This window comes from Arthrobacter sp. TE26545 (genome assembly GCF_056279005.1).
In genome coordinates, this window is sequence record NZ_JBWBQM010000001.1 from 3,697,933 (window position 1) to 3,717,897 (window position 19,965).

18 protein-coding genes are annotated in these 19,965 nt (G+C 67.7%); 4 read left to right on the plus strand and 14 right to left on the minus strand.

The annotated features are described in order from the left end of the window. Positions 1-174: 174 nt before the first annotated feature. On the minus strand, positions 175-954 hold the full coding sequence (locus ACZ9CK_RS16800) for an SGNH/GDSL hydrolase family protein (protein WP_476050531.1): 780 nt from the start codon (positions 952-954) through the stop codon (positions 175-177). Positions 955-1,026: 72 nt separating this feature from the next. Further along, on the minus strand, positions 1,027-1,506 hold the full coding sequence (locus tag ACZ9CK_RS16805) for a MarR family winged helix-turn-helix transcriptional regulator (protein WP_476050532.1): 480 nt from the start codon (positions 1,504-1,506) through the stop codon (positions 1,027-1,029). Between the two features lie 41 nt (positions 1,507-1,547). On the opposite strand from ACZ9CK_RS16805, the gene ACZ9CK_RS16810 reads away from it, so the two are divergent. Further along, positions 1,548-1,832, plus strand: a complete 285-nt coding sequence (locus ACZ9CK_RS16810) for a YciI family protein (RefSeq protein ID WP_476050533.1) — start codon at positions 1,548-1,550, stop codon at positions 1,830-1,832. A gap of 51 nt (positions 1,833-1,883) precedes the next feature. Here the strand turns inward: ACZ9CK_RS16810 and ACZ9CK_RS16815 are convergent, their stop codons facing one another. The 8 genes from ACZ9CK_RS16815 to ACZ9CK_RS16850 all read right to left on the minus strand — a co-directional run bounded on the left by ACZ9CK_RS16815 (position 1,884) and on the right by ACZ9CK_RS16850 (position 9,597). Next, a complete protein-coding gene (locus ACZ9CK_RS16815) occupies positions 1,884-2,207 on the minus strand; it encodes a hypothetical protein (protein ID WP_476050534.1) in 324 nt (107 codons plus the stop codon). A gap of 113 nt (positions 2,208-2,320) precedes the next feature. Next, positions 2,321-3,160 carry an SGNH/GDSL hydrolase family protein gene (locus ACZ9CK_RS16820; RefSeq protein WP_476050535.1) on the minus strand — a complete coding sequence of 280 codons (840 nt, stop codon included), beginning with the start codon at positions 3,158-3,160 and terminating at the stop codon, positions 2,321-2,323. Next, positions 3,157-3,981, minus strand: a complete 825-nt coding sequence (locus ACZ9CK_RS16825; RefSeq protein ID WP_476050921.1) for an SGNH/GDSL hydrolase family protein — start codon at positions 3,979-3,981, stop codon at positions 3,157-3,159. Before ACZ9CK_RS16825 ends, ACZ9CK_RS16820 begins: the two co-directional genes overlap by 4 nt. A gap of 362 nt (positions 3,982-4,343) precedes the next feature. Continuing rightward, complete coding sequence (locus ACZ9CK_RS16830; protein ID WP_426300519.1) at positions 4,344-5,390, minus strand: siderophore-interacting protein; 1,047 nt, start codon at positions 5,388-5,390, stop codon at positions 4,344-4,346. Then, positions 5,387-6,256, minus strand: a complete 870-nt coding sequence (locus tag ACZ9CK_RS16835) for an ABC transporter ATP-binding protein (RefSeq protein ID WP_476050536.1) — start codon at positions 6,254-6,256, stop codon at positions 5,387-5,389. The genes ACZ9CK_RS16830 and ACZ9CK_RS16835 overlap by 4 nt, the downstream gene beginning before the upstream one ends. Before the next feature lies 1 nt (position 6,257). After that, entirely contained in the window at positions 6,258-7,316 is a 1,059-nt protein-coding gene (locus ACZ9CK_RS16840; RefSeq protein ID WP_476050922.1) for a FecCD family ABC transporter permease, read from the minus strand. Positions 7,317-7,393: 77 nt separating this feature from the next. After that, positions 7,394-8,512 carry a FecCD family ABC transporter permease gene (locus ACZ9CK_RS16845; protein ID WP_476050537.1) on the minus strand — a complete coding sequence of 373 codons (1,119 nt, stop codon included), beginning with the start codon at positions 8,510-8,512 and terminating at the stop codon, positions 7,394-7,396. Between the two features lie 8 nt (positions 8,513-8,520). Further along, entirely contained in the window at positions 8,521-9,597 is a 1,077-nt protein-coding gene (locus ACZ9CK_RS16850) for an iron-siderophore ABC transporter substrate-binding protein (protein ID WP_426300525.1), read from the minus strand. A gap of 465 nt (positions 9,598-10,062) precedes the next feature. Between ACZ9CK_RS16850 and ACZ9CK_RS16855 the strand changes: the two genes are divergently transcribed. After that, positions 10,063-10,557, plus strand: coding sequence for an FBP domain-containing protein (locus ACZ9CK_RS16855; protein ID WP_426300527.1), 495 nt, complete (start codon positions 10,063-10,065; stop codon positions 10,555-10,557). Between the two features lie 15 nt (positions 10,558-10,572). Here ACZ9CK_RS16855 and ACZ9CK_RS16860 read toward each other — a convergent pair whose 3' ends face one another. The 3 genes from ACZ9CK_RS16860 to ACZ9CK_RS16870 form a co-directional block, all read right to left on the minus strand. After that, positions 10,573-14,007: an ATP-binding protein gene (locus ACZ9CK_RS16860; protein ID WP_476050538.1), complete on the minus strand. Its 3,435-nt coding sequence runs from the start codon at positions 14,005-14,007 to the stop codon at positions 10,573-10,575. Positions 14,008-14,073: 66 nt separating this feature from the next. Next, on the minus strand, positions 14,074-14,883 hold the full coding sequence (locus ACZ9CK_RS16865; RefSeq protein WP_476050923.1) for a DUF4194 domain-containing protein: 810 nt from the start codon (positions 14,881-14,883) through the stop codon (positions 14,074-14,076). A 37-nt stretch (positions 14,884-14,920) separates the two neighbouring features. Beyond that, positions 14,921-16,372 (minus strand): DUF3375 family protein, encoded by a 1,452-nt coding sequence (locus tag ACZ9CK_RS16870; RefSeq protein ID WP_476050924.1) that lies wholly within the window; start codon positions 16,370-16,372, stop codon positions 14,921-14,923. Between the two features lie 374 nt (positions 16,373-16,746). Here ACZ9CK_RS16870 and ACZ9CK_RS16875 point away from each other — a divergent pair, with 374 nt between their 5' ends. Further along, entirely contained in the window at positions 16,747-17,037 is a 291-nt protein-coding gene (locus ACZ9CK_RS16875; protein ID WP_426300531.1) for a hypothetical protein, read from the plus strand. Positions 17,038-17,081: 44 nt separating this feature from the next. On the opposite strand, the gene ACZ9CK_RS16880 is transcribed toward ACZ9CK_RS16875, so the two are convergent. Further along, positions 17,082-17,672, minus strand: coding sequence for a PadR family transcriptional regulator (locus ACZ9CK_RS16880; RefSeq protein WP_476050925.1), 591 nt, complete (start codon positions 17,670-17,672; stop codon positions 17,082-17,084). Between the two features lie 201 nt (positions 17,673-17,873). On the opposite strand from ACZ9CK_RS16880, the gene ACZ9CK_RS16885 reads away from it, so the two are divergent. After that, a complete protein-coding gene (locus ACZ9CK_RS16885; protein ID WP_426300533.1) occupies positions 17,874-19,844 on the plus strand; it encodes an acyl-CoA dehydrogenase family protein in 1,971 nt (656 codons plus the stop codon). The last annotated feature ends 121 nt before the right edge of the window (positions 19,845-19,965 follow it).

Consider the following 19,965-nt stretch of genomic DNA (forward strand, 5'->3'; position numbering starts at 1 on the left):
TGGTCAACAGTTCCCCGCAGCCGGGCACGCGGAACGCGGCCCGCACATCTGGGCTGCCGGGCTGGATGCCCGGGCTTCCGCTGGGTTCCGGCAAGTATCCATGGCGACGGCGGACTGCTCGCCACTCCGGGTTTCCGCACGGCCCGCTGGGCTCCGCCGCTAAAGATCGTCCCGCTAGAGCCGGGTGAGTTCCGGGTACCTCGGGCTCAGCCCGTCACCGGACGAGGTGCCTTTGACCCGGCGGACCACCCACGGGACGGCATGCTCCCGCACCCACTGGGCATTGTCCCGGAGGGCAGCGACTCGGCCGCCGCGCACCGCCGTGGCCCTCCCGTCCTGTGCGATGCCGTGCTCGGCGGGTGCCAGGCGCTCGTGCTCCAGGACATCCAGCACCCGGTTCGCCATGTTGATGTGGCCGGCGGTGGACATGTGCATCCGGTCGCGGTCCCACATGCGCCAGTCGTGGTACTCGCCGAAGCGCCAGTAATCCACCAGGCTGGCCCCGTGCTTGTCCGCGAGTTCCCGGAGCAGTTCGTTGTAGATGGCGGTGCGGCCGCGCATGGTGCCGAAGACCTTCGAGCTGCGGGCGTCGAACCCGGTGAACAGCAGCACGGCGGCGCCGGTGGCGCGCAAGGCGGCCAGGCCGGCGTCGTAATCCTCCATCAGGGAATCGATGTCCACCTTGGGGCGGAAGATGTCGTTCGCCCCGGCATAGAGGGTCACCAGTGTCGGTTGGAGCGCGACGGCGGCCTCCACCTGTTCTGCCATGATCTGCCGGAGTTTCCTGCCGCGGATGGCGAGGTTCGCGTAGCCGAAGGCCTCGTTGTTGCGGCCGAGCTGTTCCGCCACGCGGTCGGCCCAGCCGCGGACGCCGTTGGGCCGGGTGGGGTCGGGGTCGCCGACGCCTTCCGTGAAGGAATCCCCCAGGGCGACATAACGGGCCGAAAAATCCATGCCGACAGTCTAGTCACTGGGTGCTGGCGGCTCGGGGCCTGGGCCCAGGGTTCGCAGCTCAGCGTTCGCGGCTCAGTGCTCGCGCAGGATCCAGTGGTCCGGCTTGAGGCGGGCGACGATCTTCTCGCCGATGCGCGCGAGGTCGGCGACGTCGTCATCGGTCATCGCGTCCATCATCAGCTCGCGGACGGATTCCACATGGCCCGGCGCGAGGCCGACGATGGTGTCCATGCCGGCGTCGGTCAGGTGCGCGACAGTGACGCGGGCGTCGCCGGGGTGCCCCGCGCGTTCCACCCAGCCGCGCTTCTGCAGCTTGGTGACCACGTGCGAAAGCCGCGACAGGGACGCGCTGGTGCGGGCGGCGAGTTCGCTCATCGGCAGGAATCGGCCCTCGGATTCGGAGAGCATTGCGAGCACGTTGTAATCGAAGAGGGATAACTTCCCGGCCGCCTGGAGCTTGGTGTCCAACGCCGCCGGCAGGAGGGTGTTGATGCTCAGGAGGGCCAGCCAGGCGCGGCGTTCCTCGGCATTCAGCCAGCGGGGTTCGGTCATGGAACCATCCTAGGGGCGGTCCCGCTGGGTAATCTGGTGGCATGTTCATTGTGTCGCTGACCTACAAGGTCCCGGACGAGATCGTCGACTTCCACCGCCCCGCCCACATGGCCTGGGTGAAGGAGACGTTCGACGCCGGGATCTTCCTTGCGTCCGGCCGCCGCGTTCCGGCGATCGGCGGTGTGCTGCTGTCCCGGAGCGACCGCGCCACCCTGGACGAAGCCCTGGCCCGGGACCCCTTCTATTCGAACGGCGTCGCGGACTTCGAGGTCATCGAATTCTCCGTGACCTCGGCTGCGGAGGGATACGAGAACCTGTTGGATTAGCCGCTCGACGAGCCGCTTTGACTAGCCGCGGGATGCGACGTGCGACCGCCTCTAGTTTTCAATCCGAACCGGGTAGCCGAGCTCTGCGGCGGCATCAAATACAGCCTGTGGTGTTCGCGCAAGAAACGACCAGGGCATGTTCTCTGCGGCGAGAAAGTTCACTTCCACCCAAGGCGCCAAGACGTTCAATCGGCCGAAGTAAACCTCACGGATGTCGGACCGCTCGATCCTCCACGGGCCAATAAGGCGCGCGAGCCAACGGAATCTCATCCGGAATTCAATATGTGAATCATCCAGGATCAGAAGTACCCAGGGACCAAGGATTCTTGTAAGTTTCCCTGGCCTTTCCAGACCGCCTTTGAATACATAAGTCATCCGAATGCCTAAATGGATTGAAGTTTAGCCCTGTCTGTGTCCAAGTATTGCTCGCGCCGCGTGAACTTCGCATAAGGGACCTCGGCTGCCGAAGGCTACGAGAACCTGTTGGACTAGCCACTCGACGAGCCGCCGGGCGGAACCGGCGCCTTCGAGGTGCCCAAGCGTTCCGGGAGGACTGCGGGCATCAGGGCGGGCCAGCGAGCGCCGAGGTGGTCGCCGCTGGAGACACCGCGCAGCCGCCTCGAGAACCAGGGGGCGACGTCGCGCCTCAGCCAGGCGGCGTCGTCGGCTATTATTTCGGCGCGACTGCGCTGCTGTGGCGGGCCGAGCACGGGCGTCCGCAGGGAGTGCGCGGCGCCGAGCACCTCAAGGACCTTCACCGCCATGTATTCGTGGCCCGGGGTGGACATGTGCAAACGGTCCGGCGCCCACATCCGGCGGTCCTGGAAGTGTTCGAAACACCAGTGGTCCACCAGGAGCGTGCCGTAATCGGCTGCGATGCGCCGGATGTGTTTGTTGAAGACGGCGGTGCGCAGCTTGAGGGGTTCGAGGACCGGGGACAACGGAACGTTGTATTCGGTGAACAGCAGGACCCGCGTTCCGGTTCCGGCAATCCTGGCGACGGAGGCCTCGAAGCGGCGGATGAGCGCCCCGAGGTCCAGCCGCGCGGCAAGGAGGTCGTTGCCGCCGGCGTGGAAACTGATGAGGTTCGGTTCCATGGCGAGCGCGGTGTCCAACTGTTCGTCCAGGATGCGGTGGAGCCGGCGGCCGCGGACGGCGAGGTTGGCGTAGCGTGTGCGCGGATCGTTCCGGAAGAGTTCCTCGGCGACGCGGTCCGCCCAGCCGCGGCAGTCGTTGGGCAGGCGGAGGTCGCGGTCGCCCACGCCTTCGGTGAAGGAATCCCCGACGGCGACGAAACGCAACGGTTCTGTGTTCACGTTCAGGCTCATGCCGTTTCCTGTCCCTTTGCTTCTGTGTTCTCGAGCAGTTTGTTCTCCTGCAGTTTGCGGAGCCCGCCCTTGCTGGGGACCTTCACGGGGACGGGCCAGCGGGGGCTGAGGGAGTCGCCCAGGGTGACGCCGCGCAGCTTGCGCCCGAACAGGGGGACCACCCAGTCGTTGATCCAGCGGCGCTGCTGGCGTTCCCATTCGCGCAGTTTCAGGCGCCGGGGAGGGTCCCAGTCCTTCGGGGAGATCTTGTGCGGCACGCCCAGCTGGTCCAGGACCCGGGCGGCCAGGTACTTGTGGCCTGCCTTGGACATGTGCAGCCGGTCCGCTGCCCACATCCGGCGGTCGTGGTAGGCGTCCATGCACCAGTAGTCCACCAGCACGGCACCGTAGTCGGCGGCCAGTTCGCGGACCCGCTGGTTATAGAGGGCATTGCGCCTCTTGAAGGGTTCCAACACGGCCGAGACCTTGACGTCGTAGCCGGTGAAGAGGACCAGGGTGGCGCCGGTTCCGGCGAGCCGGGCCACGAGGTGTTCGTAGTCGGCCATGAGTTGCTCCATGTCCGTGCCGAAGTCGAGGATGTCGTTCCCGCCGGCGTAGAGGGTGATGAGGCTCGGTTTCAGGGCGAGGGCGTGCTCGAGCTGTTCGTCGACGACGTGCCGGAGCCGTTTGCTGCGTACGGCCAGGTTCGCGTACTCCCAGCCCGGTTCTGCCTTGGCCAGCTTCTCGGCCACCCGGTCAGCCCACCCCCGCACCCCATTGGGAAGGTGCTTGTTCTTATCCCCCACCCCCTCGGTGAAGGAATCCCCGAGAGCAACAAACAGTCGCCGCCCATCAGAAGAAACAAAACCACCCACGCCCCGACCCTACCCACCCCAATCAACCGCAAGGGAACAGCGAGCTTAACGGACGGAGACGGGCATGACAGGAAAGGCGAGCGGGCCGAAAAGGCGGCAAGACAATAAGGGCGGAAAGGTGACAAGACGACAAGCCGTGACCGGTGCTTTGCAGGGAGCGCATCGCCGACCAGAGTCGAAGAAGGCCGCCCGCGGCCGAATGAGACGCCGGGAGGTGTCTAAGCGACTGCAAAGTAGCGGTCGCGGCCAAAGCCGCCGCGGCGAAAGGCAGCCGACCGCCGTCGGGCGCGGCCAAAGCCGCAACGGGGCGCGCAAGCGCAGGGAACGGACTAAAGCTCCGCTTTCCCCTTGCGCCAGTACCCCATAAAAGCCACCTGCTTCCTATCTATCCCGACATCCCGCACCAGGTACCGGCGCATTTCCTTGATGACGCCGGCTTCACCCGCGATCCAGGCGTAGAAGGGCAGGGCGCCGGCGGGCAGGCCAGGGTTGCGGGTGGCCTTGATGGAGGCGGTGTCCATGCGCTGCGGGGTTTCCCAGAGGATGTCCTGGTCCACGTTGACGTCTTCCGGTTCCGGGCCGGCGGCCGCTTCGGAGGCGATGCCCACCCAGCCGGGCACGGGGACGGCTTTCCGGACGGCGTCCTGCAGGAGCTCGCCGTGCGGACGGGAGCGGCCGATCGGGGCGCCGCGCGCCAGCCAGGTGATTTCGACGTCGGCCGCTGTCTGGAGGTCCTGGAAGTCGCCGGCTTCGGGGACCTCGAGGAAGGCGTGGCCGCTGACCCCGGCAGGCAGGCTCTCGAGGATGGCGCTGATTGCGGGGACGGATGTTTCGTCTCCGGCGAGGAGGACGCGTTGGGCGAGGCCGGGCCGCCATTCGATGCCCGAGTAGATTTCGGCGGTGACGCAGTGGGCGGCGCGGTTGTTGGGGCCGATGATGGTCAGCGAGTCACCGGGCTTGGCGTTGAGGGCCCAGTTGGCTGCGGGGCCGCCGTTGCCGTCGGCGTCGAAATGCATCACGAAGTCGACGTCGATCTCCGGGTACACGGCGTCGAGCCGTTCGCTGCGGACGGTGTAGGTGCGCATGGCGCCACGCACGGCCCCGTCCATGGCGAGCCATTCCTGGTACCAGCCGGCGTTGCCCATCTCGAAGGCGGGCAGCGGGATGGTGCGGCCGTCGGCGTCGAGCGAGGGGATCAGCAGCTTGATGCGCAGGTCCAGGGTGTTGCCGGAGACGCCGAAATCGCGCAGGCAGTAGCCGCCGAAGGTGACCCGGCGGAAGTTCGGGCCGATCTCCTGGACGGCGGTGACGGTGACGTCGAAGGCCAGGACCATGGGCTCTGTGACGTAGCTGGCCATGCGGGTTTCCGTGCTCATGAGGCGATCTCCAGTGCGGGTTCGGGGGCCACTGCGGTTTTCGTGGTTTGTGCGGCGTGGGGGGCCGGGTAATGGTGGCGGCCGATCGGCACGATCAGCGGGGTTCCGGAGACGGGGTCCGGGACCACGCGGGATTCGAGGCCGAACACGGTGCGGACGAGCTCTTCGGTGATGACCTCGGTGCCGGAGCCTTCGGCCACCACGGCGCCGTCCTTCATGGCGATGACGTGGTCCGCGTAGCGTGCGGCGAGATTGAGGTCGTGGAGCACGATCGCCACGGTGGTGCCGCGGCGGCGGTTGAGGTCCGTGACGAGGTCCAGGACTTCCACCTGGTGGGCGAGGTCGAGGTAGGTGGTGGGCTCGTCCAGCAGCAGGACCTCGGTTTCCTGGGCCAGGGCCATGGCGATCCAGACCCTCTGGCGTTGCCCGCCGGAGAGTTCGTCCACGTTGCGGTCCGCCAGCTCCGTGGTGGCGGTGGCTTCAAGGGCGTGGCGAACGGCGAGGTCGTGCGGCGAGGAATCGCCGTGGCTCCAGTTGCGGAAGAAGCCCTGGTGCGGGTACCGGCCGCGGCCCACGAGATCGCGCACGGTGATGCCGTCCGGGGCCGTGGGGTGCTGCGGCAGGAGGCCGAGCGTCCTGGCCAGTTCCTTCGCCGGGCGGCTGTGGATGTCCTTCCCGTCCAGGGTAACCGTGCCTGCGGCGGGCTTCAGCAAGCGGGACAGGCCCCTGAGCAGGGTGGATTTGCCGCAGCCGTTGGCGCCCACGATCATGGTCACCTTGCCTTCGGGGATCTCCGTGTGGAGCCCGTCGATGACCCGGCGCTGCTCGTACTGCAGCGTCAGGTCCCGGGCACTGAGACGGGCCATGTCAGGAGTCCTTTCGATTGGCGGTGGCCAGGAGCCAGAGCAGGAAGGGGGCGCCGAGGGCGCCGGTGACGACGCCGACGGGCAGCACCGTGCCGTCCAGCAGCAGGGGCGCCAGGTTGTAGGCGAAGTAGTCGGCTGCCAGGACAATCACCGCACCGGTTAGGGCCGACGCCGGGAGGCTGGGTTTCCCGGTGAAGCGGCGGGCGATAGGCCCGGCGAGGAAGGCGACGAAGGAGACCGGGCCTGCTGCCGCCGTCGCGACCGCCACGAGCGCGACGGCCGTGAGCACCAGGCCGAGCCGCGCGGCACCGACCCTGATGCCGAGGCCGGCGGCGGTGTCGTCGCCGAGTTCGAGCATGCGCAGAGGCTTGGCGAGGCCGGCCGTCAGCGGCAGCAGGAGGCACAGCGCCAGCAGCAGCACGCCGATCCGTTCCCAGGTGGCCGGGTTGAGGGAGCCGTTCAGCCAGATGAGGGCTTCGGCGGCGGTGCGGATGTCGGCGCGGGTCATGAGGAAGTTCACCAGGGCGCCGAGCGCGGCGGCGATGCCGACGCCGGCGAGGACCAGCCGGTTGCCGGCGGCGTTCCCGGTGCGCCCTGCGGCGCCGCGCGCGCTTCCGCCGCGCGAGATCAGGTAGATGAGGAGGGCGACGGCGAGGGCGCCCAGCAGCGCCGCGGCCGACACCGTGGCTCCGGTGGCGCCGAAGACGACGATCGCCAGGACGGCCGCGGCGCTGGCGCCGTTGCTGATGCCGATGACGTCCGGGCTGGCGAGGGGGTTGCGGAGCATGGTCTGGAACAGCGCGCCGGACAGCCCAAAGGCGACGCCGATCAGCAGGCCCATGATGGCCCGCGGCAGCTTGTTCTCCATGACGATGAAGCTGGCTCCGGGGATCTTCTCGCCGCCCGTGAGCTGGGCCGAGACGATGGTGAAGAAGTCGGGGACCGTGACCGTGTAGCTGCCCAGCAGGATGCTCGCCACGAGCAGGAGCACGACGGCTACGCCCAGGAACCAGCTCCGGTTGAAGGGGTGCTTCGGCTTCTTTTCTGCGCGAACGTACAGTTGAGGCCCCTTTTTCGCGGCATTAAGGGCGCCAACTGTACGTTCGCGCCCAAGGGTGTCGCGCTCGACAACAGGGCTCACAGCGAGGCTCCCTTGCCGCGACGGACGAGCCACACGAACACCGGGGCTCCGAGGATCGCCGTCATGATGCCGGCCGGGACCTCGCCGGGCAGGAGCACCACGCGGCCCACGACGTCGGAGGCGAGGAGCAGGGCCGGGGCCAGAACCAGGGAGAAGGGCAGGATCCAGCGGTAGTCCGGACCCGTGAAGAAGCGCACGGCATGCGGGATGACCAGGCCCAGGAAGGCAATGGGGCCCGCGAGGGCCGTGGCCGATCCGCACAGCAGCACCACGCCGAGCGCCACAATGCCACGGGACAAGCCCACCCGCTGGCCGAGCCCGCGCGCAATGTCGTCGCCGAGGGCCAGGCCGTTGAGGATCCGGCCGCTGGCCAGCACAATGAGTGCGCCGGCGGCCAGGAACGGCAGGCCGGGCAGGATCACGGACCAGTCGCGCCCGGCCACGCCGCCCACCTGCCAGAAGCGGAACCGGTCCAGGGTGTCCTGGCTGGAGACGAGTACCACGTTCATCAGCGAATAGAGCCCGGCGCTCAGGGCCGCGCCCGCCAGGGCGAGCTTGACCGGCGTCGCGCCATCCCGGCCCATCGAGGCGAGCAGGTAGACGACGGCGGCAGCCGCCGCGGCGCCGAGGAACGCGAACCAGATGTAGCCGCTGAGCCCGGTGATCCCGAAGAGGTAGATGCCGCCGACGACGGCGAGCGCAGCTCCCGCGTTGACGCCCATGATGCCGGGGTCGGCCAAGGGGTTGCGGGCCACGCCCTGCATCGCGGCGCCGGCCAGGCCCAGGGCGCCGCCGGCCAGCAGGCCGAGCACGGTGCGCGGAATACGGGCGTGCACCACGGCGTGGTTGCCGTCGCCGGGGGTGAAATGGACCAGTGCGTCCCAGACGGTTTCGAGCGGGATGGCGCGGGCGCCCACCGCGAGGGAGGCGCCGCAGGTCAAGGCAAGCACGACGACGGCGGCCAGCAGCCAGGCGGGCTGCTTGCCTTTCCGGGCGCGAACCTCCGCGCCGGTTTTTGCGCGAACGTACAGTTGGGGCCCTGTTTTGGCGCTTATTGGGGCCTCAACTGTACGTTCGCGCTCCACGGAGGAGGCCGTTGTCGTGCTTGCCGTCATGGTGGTGCCTACTTCGCGGCGGCGTCAGCGCCGGCGGCGAGCTGCGGCAGGAACTTTTCCAGGGCCCACGGCAGGCTCAGGGGCGAGGACGCGGAGATGGCCAGGGTAAGGGTGTTGTCCGAATCGGCAACCAGGGCGCCCTTCTTCACGGCCGGGATCTGGCCCAGCAGCGGGTCCTTGACGATCTGCTCCTTGGTTTTGGCGTCCGGCACCCAGGTCACGAAAACATCCGAGGCCAGCTCGTTGGCCTTCTCAGCGGACCAGGCGGTGAAGAACTCCTTGGAGCCCTTGGACTTCTCCTCCACAACCGGGGCCGCCTTCATGCCGATCTCGCTAAGGAAGCGCGGGCGGTTGTCGGAGGCGAGGTACACGTTCACGCCGTCGCCCTTGGCCGGCTCCAGGTTGCCGTAGATGAAGGTCTTGCCGGCGATCTGCGGGTACTTGGCGGCCTCAGCCTTGATGGCGGACTCGGTGTCGGCCACGAGCTTCCCGGCCTCGGCTGTCTTGCCAAGGGCCTTGCCGATGATGGTGGTGGCTTCCTGCCACGGGGTGCCGTAGGCCAGTTCGGGCTGGGCCACCACCGGGGCGATCTCGGAAAGTTTCTTGTAGTCCGCCGCTTCGAGGCCGGAGTAGGCGGCCAGGATGACATCCGGGTTCAGCTTGGCGATTTCGGTGAAATTGACGCCGTCGGCCTCGGAGAACTGGACCGGGGCCTTGTCGCTGCCGAAGGAGGCACCGAGCTTATCGAGGGCGGCGTCCTTCCACGGGGTGGAGCCCTTGCTGTTGTTGCCCCATTCATTCTTCGGGACGCCAACCGGAACGACGCCGAGTGCCAGGGCGATGTCGTCGTTGACCCAGGAGATGGTAACGACGCGCCTGGGTTGTTCCTTGATGGTGGTCTCGCCGAAGACGTTCTTGATGGTCACCGGGAACTGTGCGCTGTCGGCCGCGGCCGAGGCGTTCTGGTTGCCGCTGCTGGCCGGGCCGGTGGAGCAGGCAGTGAGGGAAAGCGCGACGGCGGCCAGCGCGGCCGTTGCGCTTCCTGCGGTCTTGAGCAGCGCACGGCGCGGGAGGAGGGAAGCCATGTAAATCCTTAGGTAAGCGGTGCAAACCCAAGTAAGGCTAGCCTATCCTTCCGTCCATTACGAAACACTTGCGTCACCTAATTCCCGCAAGGCCGACGGGGCCGGTTTCCTGCACGGCCGCGTGGACAGAAACCCGCGGCTTTTGGCAGGATGGCAAGACCGGCCATTCGCCGGAAACGCATCGGAAGAGATGACAGGAACGAGGGAATGAGCATGCGCGCTGCATCAGCGAGCGCTGCCGTGGTGAGCGGGGTGGCCGTTCTGGCCTGCTGTGCGCTTCCCTTCACGTCTGCCACCCCACAGGAGCACCCGGGACTCTGATCCCTGCATCGTCCTTTCCCGACGATTCCTGTTTCGTTTCGGCCCGCGGGTAAATCCCGGTCGTCGCGGGGCCGCAGCCGGGCTGGCGGACGCCCGCGCCATTCACCCCTCGCGGGTTCCCATCCGATGCGAAAGTACATCACCATGCAGAAAATCACTGCCCAGCAGATCCGCGCGTCCTTCATCAACGCGAGCCGTTCCGAGGCCGCCAAGCTCACCCTTCCCCGGGACTTCGAGACCCTCGACTGGGAAAACCTCGAGTTCCTGGGCTGGCGCGACCCGAAAATGCCTCTTCGCGGCTACCTGGTGATGCCCGGCAACGCGAAGCTCACCGGCATCATGCTCCGTGCGCCCGAAGGCGGCGCCGGCAAGAACCGGGCCGTCCTGTGCGAACTGTGCCGGGACGTCTTCTCCAAGGAGGAGGTCTATCTCTGGGTTGCCAAGCGCGCCGGCCAGTCCGGCCGCGACGGGAACACCCTCGGAACGCTGATCTGTGCGGACTTCCTGTGCTGCACCAACGTGCGCAAGGAACCCCCGGTGAGCGAAATCAACCCGGACCCGGCCGCCGTCGTACTCCGCCAGATCGCGGGACTACAGGAACGGACGTCCCGTTTCCTGGCCCGTGTCCGCGGGACCTAAGCCGAAGATAAAGGGTTAGCGGAAGACGATGTCCACGGGGTTGGCCTCGGAACGCCACTCCCCCGGCGTTCCGGGGCCGCTAATCACCGGTGCCGTAAGCACGCCCGAGCGGTTGGTCCGCTTGTCGCGCAGGATCTCGGTGACCGAGCCCAGGTGCCGGGAGAGGTCGATGACGTTTTCCGGGGCGGCGAGCAGCAGCTGGAAGCCGAACTCGTGCAGCGCCTTGATGCCCGCGCCCGCGAACTCCTCGGAGGCAAGCACGAAGGCCTCGTCCATCATCACCGTGCCGTACGTGGTGAAGCCCTGCTCGGCGATGCCCAGCTGGTAGCTCAGCGCCGCGGCCATGATGAACGCGGTGAAGCGCTGCCGCTCCCCGCCGGACATCGATCCGGTGTCCGTGTGCATGAAGACCTCGGTCTTCACGCCTCCCCGCGGGCCTTGCACCTGTCGGTGCTCCTTGCACTGGATGAACAGATGGCCGCGCACATCCAGCACCTCGGCCCGCCAGCGGCGGTCCTCCGGCGCCTGCGAACCAAGCCGCTTGACCAGCGTTTCGAGGGACTTGTAGCGGTTGCCGAGTTCGACGTCGTCCTCCGCCGCACTGCCGGCGGTGCGGCGGCCGTGGCGTGCCTTGAGCGCGTTCTGGATGGCGTCCTTGAACTGCTTGGCGGTGGCGGGCATGGTCTGTTTGATGTCCAGCTCGAGGTAGCTGCCCTCGTGGAAGTTCACCTCGGACAGGATGCCGTTCAGCGGCAGGATGCGGCTGGTGATGGCGCGGCGTTCCTCATCCAGCAGGTGCAGCAGCGTGCTGAAGGATTCGTGCGTGCGCTGGTTGAAGAACTGCCGGAACTCGGCTTCCTGTGCAGGCAGGCCCTCGCTGACGATCTGGTGGTACCGGGACTCGAACTCGCCGGCGGCGCCGATAGACGTGCCGTGGTCCGCGGAAATCGCGGTGCCCCATTCGCGCACGAAACCTTCGAAGATGCGGCTGAGCCGTTCCGCCAGGGCCTGGCCCTTGGATTCCGCTGCGTGCAGTTCGGCAAGCAGGGAAGTGCGGACCCGGTTGGCCAGGTTGTCCAGTTCGTGCAGCTCGGTGATGTCCCCGAAGCCGGTGAACCGCGGTTCCAGCGCGGCCACCGTGGTGTCCGACGGCGGCGCCTCGGCCAGGCGGGTGCGCGCGGCGTCCAGCAGCGAGTCAGCCGTGGTCATCTGCTGGTCCAGGGCCTTGTATTCGCTCTGCAGCACGGCGGCGGCGCCTGTGGAGGACTGGTGCTTTTCGCGCACGGCCTCGATGCTGGCGCGCAGCGGTTCGAGGTCCGCCTGCGCGGCCAGGGCGTCCTTGAGCCGCTGCTCGATCCGGGCCAGTTCGTCCGCGGCAACCGCCGCGGACACCTGCTCCCAGCCGCGCTCGTCCTCGGCCACGCGGCGGAGGGCTTCAAGCTGGCGGGCCATGCCCTGGTGCGAGTCTTCGCGGCTCTGGGCCAGCTCGGCCGCCTTGGCCAGCTCGTTCTCCAGCTCCTCGACCTTCGCGGCGAGCAGTTCCTGCTTGGCCGCGTTGTCGAAGCCCAGCACGTAATCCTGGCGGCCGGTGAAGCGGTCGTCCTTTTCCACCGTGTGCCGGTTCCGCTTGACCACACCGCCCAGGCTCAGGCCCTTGTCCAGGCCGGCCAGCTCGTCCGGGTCCTCCACGCAGGGGTACGCGAAGTCCAAGGCGATCCGCTCGCGGACCCACGCCCCGGCGTCGGCGTTCGCGCCCGAGGTGAGGATGTCCAGCTTGCTCAGCAGATCGCCGTCGGACACGTCCTCCACAGCGAGGGCGCCGCCGGCGAGCGGCTTGGACACGTCCACCGCACGCAATGCGCCGCGGATCGCGTTGTCGTTCAGGAAGCGCGTGACAGCGGCAAAGTGCTCGCCCGGGACCAGCAGCGTGGTGGCCAGGTTGCGCAAGGCCCGCTCGGCGGCGGGCCGCCACTGGTCCTCCCCCTCCGCCAGGTCGATCAGCTCGCCCGCGAAGGGCATGCGTTCCTCCGGGACGCCGGTGGCCGCCGCGATGGCCGCACGGTTCTCAATGCTCGACGGCGGCAGCAGGGACTTGCTGCTCCGCAGCGAAGCGAGCTCCTGCTGCGCTGTGGCAAGCTCGCGCTTCTTGGTCGCGTGCCCGTCGAAGGCTTCGAAGCGCAGCTCGCGCAGCGCCTCGGAATCGTCCTGGAGCTCGGCCGAACGCGCCGCCGCCTGTTCGTGGGCCTGGTTCCAACCCTCGGCGCTCCACTCAAGGTCCAGGCCTGCATCGGCCAGCGCCTTCCGGGCTGCGGCCTCCACGTCCTGGCGCAGCTTCAGGCCGAGCCGGGCGTTCTCCAGCGACTGCTCGATCGCCGAGATCGCGTTGCCGCCCTGGTTGTTGTAGTCCGATTCGAGCTGCCGCAGCTCCTTGGCCAGGGCGTCGCGGACGGAGCGTTCGGCGCCGAGTTCCTTGGCCTTCTGCTGGGCGAGGTCCTTGAAGCGCGCCAGGGTTTTGCTGTGGACCTCGACGGCGAGCTGCTGCCTGTAGGAATCGAATTCCTCACCGCTGAGCTCCCGCAGCCGGTTCGCCTCCAGCAGCGCCTGTGCGTATTCCTTGTTCAACCCGGGCACCGGCGCCAGCTGGTCGCGCTGCTGCCGCACGTCCTCCAGCCGCTGCCGGATGGACATCAGGTTGCTGAATTCCTCCACGACGTCGTCCGCCGCCGCGAGCGTGGCCGGCGGGTCCAGCACCTGGTCCCGGAAGAAGGTGTTGACGCTGCCGCCCAGGCCCTTGCCGGCCTGGATCACCCGCAGCAGCGGGAGAGCCTGGTCCGAACTGATCCCGAGCAGGCGGCGGAAACGCTCCGCGAAGGCCTTGTGCACATCGAAGACCTGCGCCTCCGGGAAGATGCCCTCCAAGGCCCCCTTGGTGAAGCGCTTCTCCGCGATACCCTCGATCGCGGCCAGGTCCAGCGGCCTGTTATCGATCAGGTAGAAGCGGCCGACGCTGGACTCCGTGCCGTTCTTCGGCAGGTCGAAAAGCGCGGACACCGTCACCCGGGTGCCCGCGGCGTTATCGAACGTCAGCGCGACGGCGGACCAGGTAGCGCCCGGCCGCTGGAAGGCACTGGCCGAGCCTTCGCCCACGGCCTTGTCGCCCACCTTGCCGCGCATGTACGTGAACGTGGTGCGCTTGTCCTCCACGGACCCGCCGGCCCGCTGCGCCGCCGCCTCGTTCGAGCGCGGCCGGGCATCGAACACCCGCAGCATGGCGTCGAACAGCGTGGACTTGCCCACGCCCGAATTGCCCGTCAGCAGGGTGCCGTTGCGGTCCACGTGCATCGTGTGCGCCCCATGGAAGGTGCCCCAGTTGACCACCTGGACCAGGGCAAGGCGCATCTGCCCAGGGTTCACCTGGTCGCCGATCGGAAGCATGCTCGCAACGGTCACTTGGCTGCCTCCTCTGCGTCGGCTGCGGCAGTTGTGGTTGGGTTAGCCTCCGCGCCGGGACGAATCTCACCTTGCGCGGTTTCCTCCGTGGGGGCGGGCATCGGTGTCTTCGCCACCCAAGCCGCTGTCGCCATCGTCGTCTGCTTCTGCCAGTTCGAGCAGCGGCTCGGTGCCGGTTTCGTCTGCTCCTGCTGCCATCAGGGCTTCGATTTGGGCGGGGATGTCGCCGATGTTTTCGAAGGGGAGGGCCAGCGGGAGGGCCTGGGAGATGGAGAAGGTGTCGTCGATGCCGGTGGCCAGGAGGAGTTGGCGGGCCAGGAGCTTGGTGATGGTGCGGTTGACCACGTCGGCGTCGCGCAGGGCGTCCTGCTGGCCGGACGGCTGGTAGTGGGCCACGAGTTCGGAGATTTCCTCGCGGGTGATGGTGGGTTCGGTCTGCGCGGTGGCGTGCCGGTCCAGGAGCAGGCGCAGGCGCAGCAGCACGATGGTTTCCACGCGGCTCAGGGCGCGCTGCTGGCGGAGGATGCTCGAGCGGGCGCCGCCGCCGATCACCTCGGGATCCACGGGGCGGAGCACCGCGATCTTGCGTTCGTGGTCCAGCTGCAGGCTCAGGAACATTTCGGAGAGGCGGCTGCGCAGGATCTGCTGGTTGTCCAGCAGCGTGGTCCAGAGCTTCTCGTCGCGGCCGCCGTCGACATACGGCCCCTTGAGCAGCCGGACCAAAGCCTGGCGCAGCTTCATGGGCAGCACACCGGTGTCCCCCGGGAACAGCGCGGCGCCGTCCACGAAGGTATCGCGCGGCGTCACACGGAACGGGTCCGGGTGGACATGTCCGTCCTGGGATGCCTCCGCATGGACATGGCGCGTTATGTCCATTCCTTCCTCGGAAGAGTGGACATGTCCGTCAGGGGCGTCAGTCATCGGAATCCTCATTGCGGGCGGTGAGTGTCACGAGCGGCAGGAACGCAGTGCGGGAGCTGCCGTCGATCTGTTCGAAGTCAATGTTTTCCCAGGCCTCCCGCTCGAACGCCGCGCCGCTGTGCAGGGCGTGGGAGAGCAGGGCGCGGACGGTGTTGATGTGCCGCTCGTCGTCGGGCAGGTTCTCCCAGGCCTCCGCCAAGGTTGAGGCTCCCGCGGCAGCCGCGCGGACGACGTCGGGCCTCGCCTTCGCGGACCGCAGGGACCGCACGCGGTCCGCATCGCTGAAGGCGATCGGCTCTGCGAGTTTGGGCGGCGCCGCGAACTCGTCCGGGTCGAAGAGCTTGACCATGGCGAGCGATTCGAACGCCGCGTTGTACAGCACGGGAGCACGGACCAGGCCGGGCCGGTCGCGTTCGTAGGGCATGGAACGGATGGCCTGTTCAGCCTCGCGGAGGACGTTGCGGAGCCGCACGGACTGGCGGATGTCGTCGCTCTGGATGTAGGCGTTCAGGCTCTCGGACAGCTTGCCGTAGATCCGCTGGATCTGGCTGTGCTGGGTGCGGAGTTCGGCCACCAGGTTCTTGAGGGTTTCGCGGTCCTCGTGGCTGAGTTCATCGGCGAATTGCCGGCCCAGCACCTCGCCGATCGCCGAGCGGAAGCGCAGCTGCTGCTGGGGGTCTTCGAGGAACGCCGTAAAGGAGCGGAAGGTCCTGCCTTCGGGGCTCTGCCGCAGGCGCTTGTCCGCCTCCAGGACCTGGGCCATGGTGGCGCCCTTGCTGAGCGATTCCTCGATGATCTGGTTACGCAGCTCGCCCACCAGTTCCTCGATACGGTCGCGCATTTTCTTGTAATCGGCGGGCAGGCTCGCGGCCAGGTCGAGGATGTTACCCGCGGCCTCGACGGCTTCCTCGTCGTCCAGCAGGCCGTCGAAATCGCCGGAACTGATGTCCTCGATCAGTTGCTGGCGTTCCTGGATTTCGTCTTCCAGGGCTTCCAGGCGGGCGCTCTGGTCCGGGTTGGTTTCGTTGGCGAGCTTCTCAACGTCGCCCAGCAACGTGCCGAGGCGGGAACCGTTGAGGGTGGAACGTTCGCTGGAGAGGCTGTCCAGGAAGGCCAGCACACGGGCCGCGGCCTCGGTGACTTCGTAAACGATCTGCCCGGACTGGTTCCGGCGGGTCAGGAACTGCTTGCGCGTCCATTCATCGCCGAACGCCTTGCCGTTCGCGGAACCGCCCAGCCCCGGCTCCTGCCGGCGGAGCTGCTCAAGGAAGGCGTCGACGTCGGCGTGGAACTCTTCGAGCGGAAGCTGCGGCCGGGTGCGGGTGAAGGATGCCTGCAGCACCGCGATCACCCAGGGAGCCGAGCGCGTCAGGGCCCAGGCCGGCCCCTTGGTGAGGAGTTCGAGGTCCCGGAGCCGGGCACTGATGGCATCTGCCGAGGACATCGCCGAGCGGGACACAGACTCTCCTTCAGCTGCCGCGGTACGTCGTGGCAGCGGGATTTCCGGAAACTGCCCCGTACAAGGTTAACGCAGGGCAGCTGGGCCGCTGTCCGCCGACGGTTCGGCACCCTTCGCAACCGCTCCGTGACCTTGGTCCCCGCCTCGGTTTCGATCATGCAACAACTCCGTGTCGCGCCCGCGGCCTGCTGGCCGGAAACCCCGGGCCGCTCCTACTCTCGGAACACCGGCCTTCCCGGACTGCACCACACCCGGCTCACCTGCACCACACTTTCGGGCCAAACAGCTCCGGCACCCCGGCCCTGGCACACGTTCAACTCAAGCACCAGTTCTCAGGCACATAGTCCAAAGGGGGACAAATGAACCTTGATTTCACGGCTCTGGACACGTCTATCTACGTCTTCGTCGGCACGCTGCTGATCGCCCTGTGCCTGGCCGCCTTCATGGCCGTGGCGGCGCTGGCAACCCTCGCGCTGGCGGGGAGCGGGCAACTGCTCTGGTTCCTGGTGCGGAACACCCTGGGAGCGCTGGTCAATGGAATCAACTTTGCCTGGGAGCGGCTGGTCCACCAAACCGAGAACGTGGAGATGCCGGCAGAATTGCAGGCAGTGACGGGCTCCCTGCTGCGTCAGGCCAACACGGTCCGTTGACCGCCCCGGACGCAGCCGCATCACGGCCGACCCGGGACGGGTAACTAGTCCGCGAGGATGTGGTAAAGCGCCCGCCGGGCTTCATCGATTTTCTCCACCGCGGCCTGGCGCTGCTGATCGCTTGCCGCCATGCGGAACTGATGGATGACCCGCATCAGCTTTACCACGCTCTGGTGAAACGCGGGCAGCGCTCCCTCGGGGTCCGCATCCCAGGCGTTGCTGAGGTCTTCGGCGTGCTCGGCCACGTAGGCCTTGCCTGCATCCGTGAGCGTGAATTCGGTGCGGCGGCCCTCCCCCACGGGTTCGATCAGTTCTTCATCCACAAGCTGCTGGAGCGTCGGGTAAATGGACCCGGGGCTGGGCCGCCAGGCTCCGGACGTCTTTTCCGCGATTGTCTGGATCAGCCCGTACCCGTTGGACGGAGATCCGGCCAGGAGGGAAAGAATCGCCCAGCGGACATCACCCCTATTGGCCCGCCGAAAACCGCCAGGGCCGAAGCCCGGTCCAAACCCAGGCCCAAACCCGCCGCGTCCGAACCCGCCGTGGCCATGGGGTCCGCGGCGGCTCCTGCCACGCTCGAAACGACCATTGCCGGGCCCGCAGTCGCCGAACTTGTTCTCTTGAATGCCTTTCATGACGCCATCACCTTCCTCGAATCGTTGGACGCCAACGGTCTGGCGATACTTAACGATATATCGCTGAATATTGCCGAGCAAGACCTCTACTCTCTAGCAGAGCTAGCTACCCGCGGGTAGCATTGAGGGACAGCTGAAGGGTTCTCCGCCCGAGGCGAACCCTGGGCCCTATGCCGCGGACGCGGCCGGAGGAGTCCTGCCATGACGTCGACCACCGAGAACAGCCCGGTTGGACACAGCAGTTCCACCGTCACGGCAGCCGAAGCGCGCGCCGTCGCCGAAGCAGCCAGGGAGCAGGAATGGTCCCGCCCCAGCTTCGCCAAAGGCCTCTACCTCGGTGACTTCGACCTCGGGCTGATCCATCCCTGGCCGCAGGCCCGGGCGGACGACGTCGAGCGCGGCGAAGCGTTCATGGCGTCCCTGCGCGAGTACTGCGAGTCCATGGACGGGCGGGCCATAGAACGTGACTCCCGCATCCCCGACCGGTACCTTGCCGGGCTGGCGGAGCTCGGCGTCTTCGGGATGAAGATCCCGCGGGAGTACAGCGGCTTGGGCCTGTCCCTCGTCTACTACGGGCGGGCGCTGGCGCTGCTGGGCTCGGTCCACCCCAGCCTGGGCGCCCTGATCTCGGCGCACCAGTCCATCGGCGTCCCGGAACCGGTCAAAGAGTTCGGCACCGATGAACAGAAGCAGCAGTACCTGCCGCGCTGCGCCGCGGGAGCCATCACTGCGTTCCTCCTGACCGAGCCCGACGTCGGCAGCGACCCCGCCCGGATGGGCTGCACCGCGGTACCAACGGACGACGGCGGCTCCTACCTTTTGGACGGCGTGAAACTTTGGACCACCAACGGGGTGATCGCCGAACTCGTGGTGGTCATGGCCAAGGTCCCGCCCTACACGGCCCCGGACGGCAGCGAACACAAGGGCGGAATCACGGCCTTCGTGGTGGAAATGGACTCCCCCGGGATCACGGTGGAGAACCGCAACGCCTTCATGGGCCTGCACGGCATCGAAAACGGCGTCACCCGCTTCCACCAGGTCCGGGTCCCGGAGGAGAACCGGCTGGGCAGGGAAGGCCAGGGCCTGAAGATCGCCCTGACCACGCTCAACACCGGCCGCCTCTCCATCCCGGGGCTGTGCGTGGCCGCCGGCAAGTGGTCGCTCAAGATCGCGCGCGAATGGTCGAACGCCCGCACCCAGTGGGGCCGCCCCGTCGGCAAGCACGAGGCCGTGGGCAAGAAGATCGCGTTCATCGCGGCCACCACTTTCGCCCTGGAGGCCGTCTTCGAGCTATGCGCTGAAATGGCCGACGCCGGGCAGAAGGACATCCGGATCGAAGCCGCCCTGGCCAAGCTCTGGTCCACGGAACTGAGCTGCCAGATCGCCGACGAACTGGTGCAGATCCGTGGCGGCCGCGGCTTCGAAACCGCCGACTCCCTGGAGGCCCGCGGGGAACGCGCCGTCGCGGCCGAACAGCTCTTCCGGGACCTGCGCATCAACCGGATCTTCGAAGGGTCCTCGGAGATCATGCGCCTGCTGATCGCCCGGGAAGCGGTGGACGCGCACCTGGCGGCAGCAGGCGACCTCGCCTCCGCTGACGCGAGCCTGCAGGACAAGGCGCGGGCCGCCGTCGGCGCCACCGGCTTCTACGCACGCTGGCTGCCCAGGCTGGTGGCCGGCGCGGGCATGGATCCGCGCTCCTACGGTGAGTTCGGCCGGCTCGCCCGGCACCTGCGCTATGTTGAGCGTGCCTCCCGGAGGCTGGCCCGGCAGACGTTCTATGGCATGGGCCGCTGGCAGGCGGGCCTGGAGCACAAACAGGCCTTCCTGGGCAGGATCGTGGACATCGGCGCGGAGCTGTTCGCCATGGCCGCCAGCTGCTCGCGGGCCGAGGCGCTGCTGCGCAGCACCCCGGAGCACGGCGCCGCGGCGTTTGAGCTCGCCGACGCCTACTGCGAACAGGCCCGGCTGCGGGTGGACGCGTCCTTCGAGCAGCTGTGGAAGAACTCGGACGGTGCCGACCATGCGGTGTCCAGGAAGGTCCTCGCCGGGGATTACGCCTGGCTTGAGGCCGGGATCCTGGATTCCTCGGAGGGCACCGGTCCGTGGATCGCCGACGCCACGCCCGGCCCGTCGGCCAAGGAGAACCTGCACCGGAAGTACCGCGCGTAGCGCGCAGGCGGGTTTAGCCCGCAGGCGGGTTTAGCGCGCAGGCGGGTTTAGCGCGTAGCCGGGTTTAGCGCGCAGGTCCCTTCCCAACACTCGCAAGCTCGCGTCGGGCCCCTCGGGACGA

Bases quoted from the DNA above. Each gene is read 5' to 3' on its own strand.
- ACZ9CK_RS16800 (WP_476050531.1), bottom strand. From the start codon at position 954: ATGGATTTTTCGGCCCGTTATGTCGCCCTGGGGGATTCCTTCACGGAA.
- ACZ9CK_RS16805 (WP_476050532.1), bottom strand. From the start codon at position 1,506: ATGACCGAACCCCGCTGGCTGAATGCCGAGGAACGCCGCGCCTGGCTG.
- ACZ9CK_RS16810 (WP_476050533.1), top strand. From the start codon at position 1,548: ATGTTCATTGTGTCGCTGACCTACAAGGTCCCGGACGAGATCGTCGAC.
- ACZ9CK_RS16815 (WP_476050534.1), bottom strand. From the start codon at position 2,207: ATGACTTATGTATTCAAAGGCGGTCTGGAAAGGCCAGGGAAACTTACA.
- ACZ9CK_RS16820 (WP_476050535.1), bottom strand. From the start codon at position 3,160: ATGAGCCTGAACGTGAACACAGAACCGTTGCGTTTCGTCGCCGTCGGG.
- ACZ9CK_RS16830 (WP_426300519.1), bottom strand. From the start codon at position 5,390: ATGAGCACGGAAACCCGCATGGCCAGCTACGTCACAGAGCCCATGGTC.
- ACZ9CK_RS16835 (WP_476050536.1), bottom strand. From the start codon at position 6,256: ATGGCCCGTCTCAGTGCCCGGGACCTGACGCTGCAGTACGAGCAGCGC.
- ACZ9CK_RS16845 (WP_476050537.1), bottom strand. From the start codon at position 8,512: ATGACGGCAAGCACGACAACGGCCTCCTCCGTGGAGCGCGAACGTACA.
- ACZ9CK_RS16850 (WP_426300525.1), bottom strand. From the start codon at position 9,597: ATGGCTTCCCTCCTCCCGCGCCGTGCGCTGCTCAAGACCGCAGGAAGC.
- ACZ9CK_RS16855 (WP_426300527.1), top strand. From the start codon at position 10,063: ATGCAGAAAATCACTGCCCAGCAGATCCGCGCGTCCTTCATCAACGCG.
- ACZ9CK_RS16865 (WP_476050923.1), bottom strand. From the start codon at position 14,883: ATGGACATAACGCGCCATGTCCATGCGGAGGCATCCCAGGACGGACAT.
- ACZ9CK_RS16870 (WP_476050924.1), bottom strand. From the start codon at position 16,372: ATGTCCTCGGCAGATGCCATCAGTGCCCGGCTCCGGGACCTCGAACTC.
- ACZ9CK_RS16875 (WP_426300531.1), top strand. From the start codon at position 16,747: ATGAACCTTGATTTCACGGCTCTGGACACGTCTATCTACGTCTTCGTC.
- ACZ9CK_RS16880 (WP_476050925.1), bottom strand. From the start codon at position 17,672: ATGAAAGGCATTCAAGAGAACAAGTTCGGCGACTGCGGGCCCGGCAAT.
- ACZ9CK_RS16885 (WP_426300533.1), top strand. From the start codon at position 17,874: ATGACGTCGACCACCGAGAACAGCCCGGTTGGACACAGCAGTTCCACC.